We start from the raw sequence: 2,573 nt of genomic DNA, 5'->3' as shown, positions 1-2,573 counted from the left end.
AGGACTAAACCGCTCGCGCGGTAGCCCCTCTCCAGCGCATGTAGTTTGCGCTGAGTACCTGTGCATGCCTATGTTGTGCAATGAGGCAATTGGCCTCGGTTCACAACAGGAGCACAGCCATGCAATCACCCAAACAGCCGATCACACCCTTGCGCCAACGCATGCTCGAAGACATGCGCATGCGACAACTGGCACCCAAGACCCAGGCCGCCTACATCCGGGCCGTCTACAAGTTAGCGGCGTTTACCCGGCAGTCACCCGACACCGCCAGCGCCGAAGACCTGCGCCGGTTCCAGCTGCACATGGTGGACGCCGGCACTTCCCCGGTAACGTTGAACGCCACCATCACCGGACTGACATTCTTCTTTGACGTTACGTTGGGTCGCGCCGACATGATGGCCAAGATGCAGTCGGTGCGCGTCCCACAGAAACTGCCAGTGGTGCTGAGCCGCGAGGAAGTCGCCAGACTACTGGGCGCGGTTGGTCACATCAAGCACCAGACCGCGCTATCCGTCGCCTACGGTACAGGGCTGCGTGTCAGCGAAGTCCTTGCGCTCAAAGTGGGCGACATCGACCGACAACGCATGACCTTGCGCGTGGAGCAGGGCAAAGGCAGCAAAGACCGCTATGCCATGCTCTCGCCCATATTGCTGGAGCGCCTGCGGGTCTGGTGGCGCGTTGCACGTGCCCAGGGCAAGATGCTTGACGGCGGTTGGCTGTTTCCGGGGCGCGACCCCATTGACCCTCTGACCGCCAGGCAACTCAACCGCGCCATCCATGACGCCGCCACACTGGCCCACATCGATAAACGGGTGTCCATGCATACCTTGCGCCACAGCTTTGCTACCCATTTGCTGGAGCAGAAGGTCGATATCCGGGTAATTCAGGTGATGCTGGGCCACAAGAAGCTGGAAACCACCTCCAAGTACGTTCAGGTGGCCACCGACATCCTGCGCGAAGTGCTGTCTCCGTTGGAGACGCTACAACCTGCATAGGCCCCCTCCATGGGGCCCGGTGCCCTGGAGGTCGCGGACATATTCCGCGCCCATGGGCCAGACTATCGAGCCGCCCAACGCTCACATCTGAGCCTGGGCCAGCTCAAGGTCATGTCAGCCATCGAGCAGTGCCGCACCGCGGCGCTGGGGGGACACGTGCTTCATTGCCCAGACTGCCAGCAGATCCAAGTGTCCTACAACTCGTGCCGCAACCGCCATTGCCCCAAGTGCCAGGCTGCGGCGGCCAAGCGCTGGTTGGAGGCCAGACAAGCCGATCTGCTGCCAGTGGATTACTACCACGTGGTCTTCACGCTACCGGCTCCCATTAGCGATATTGCCTATTACAACAAGGCTGTGGTCTACGGTCTGTTGTTTGAGATCGCCGCTGAAACACTAACCACCATTGCCGCCGACCCCAAGCACTTGGGCGCACAAGTAGGGGTGACGTTGGTGCTGCACACCTGGGGATCGGCACTGACCCACCATCCCCATGTGCACGGGATCGTGCCCGGCGGGGGTCTCTCATTGGACGGCCAGCGATGGGTGTCCTGCAAACCCGGTTTCTTCCTGTCGGTGCGGGTGCTCTCGCGATTGTTCCGGTACCGATTTCTGCAGGCGTTGGTAGCAGCACATGGCCAGGGCAAGTTGCAGTTCTTTGGTGACCGTGCGGGCCTGGCCGACCGACAAGCCTTTGCGCGGTGGCTGGCGCCACTGCGCCAATGCGAATGGGTGGTCTACGCCAAGCGCCCGTTTGCCGGGCCTGCAGCCGTACTGGCCTATCTGTCACGCTACACACACCGGGTGGCGATTGCCAACTCACGTCTGGTAGCCATGGACGAGCGTGGCATGACGTTTCGCTGGAAGGACTACCGGGACAAGGGCGACCCGGACAAACCACGGCACAAGACGATGACGCTCGGTGCCGATGAGTTCATGCGTCGCTTCCTATTGCATGTGCTGCCCGGTGGGTTTCACCGCATCCGCCACTTTGGGCTGATCGCCAACCATGGGCGCACAGAGAAGCTGGCCAAAGCCCGCGAGCTGCTGGGCGTGGTGTCGGCAACCGCCACGACCGAAACCTCTGAGGGCGACACAGAAACTCAAGCGCGGCCAAGCTTTGTTTGTACACACTGTGGCGCGGCAATGGTTGTCCTGGAGACCTTGATGCGGGGTCAGGCTATTCGCGCACCGCCGCCATTGCAGGGGCCACCGTGACGACTGCCGCAACCAATGCCGAGTCAAACTGGGCGTCGACTGAATATCCAAGAACGCTTGGTGGGGAGCGGTGTTGCCATTTGGTCCAAAAGTCCTGTGCAAGGCATGCATTCACGCGGCCGTATCTGACTTCTTACGCACCGCGGCATCAATCTTGCCTTGGTGCGTGCGCGATTGGGCGCACTATTGTGGCTTCAGACAACCTTGCCTCACATCCAATCGCCATAGTCTTGTAGCCGCCTCTCGCGGTATTGGCACTCGCCGCGGTTTCCTCCTCCGAGCTTTGTACGACGCCCACCCTTGGTAAAAGTTCGTGGCAACATCGGCATGCCAGCACGGGTGGGCATCCTACAAACCTAAACT

The 2,573-nt window shown here is 60.9% G+C and carries 2 protein-coding genes; both read left to right on the top strand.

The genetic code is table 11. The features are described 5' to 3' along the window. Positions 1 to 119: 119 nt before the first annotated feature. A complete protein-coding gene (locus AC097P_RS23310; RefSeq protein ID WP_479612824.1) occupies positions 120 to 995 on the top strand; it encodes a tyrosine-type recombinase/integrase in 876 nt (291 codons plus the stop codon). A gap of 9 nt (positions 996 to 1,004) precedes the next feature. Continuing rightward, positions 1,005 to 2,210, top strand: a complete 1,206-nt coding sequence (locus tag AC097P_RS23305) for an IS91 family transposase (RefSeq protein WP_479612823.1) — start codon at positions 1,005 to 1,007, stop codon at positions 2,208 to 2,210. Positions 2,211 to 2,573 lie beyond the last annotated feature (363 nt).

Source organism: Rhodoferax sp. ZS1R8, assembly GCF_056521325.1.
Note: the sequence above shows the minus strand (reverse complement) of the source record. Positions and strands in the feature narration are given on the sequence as shown.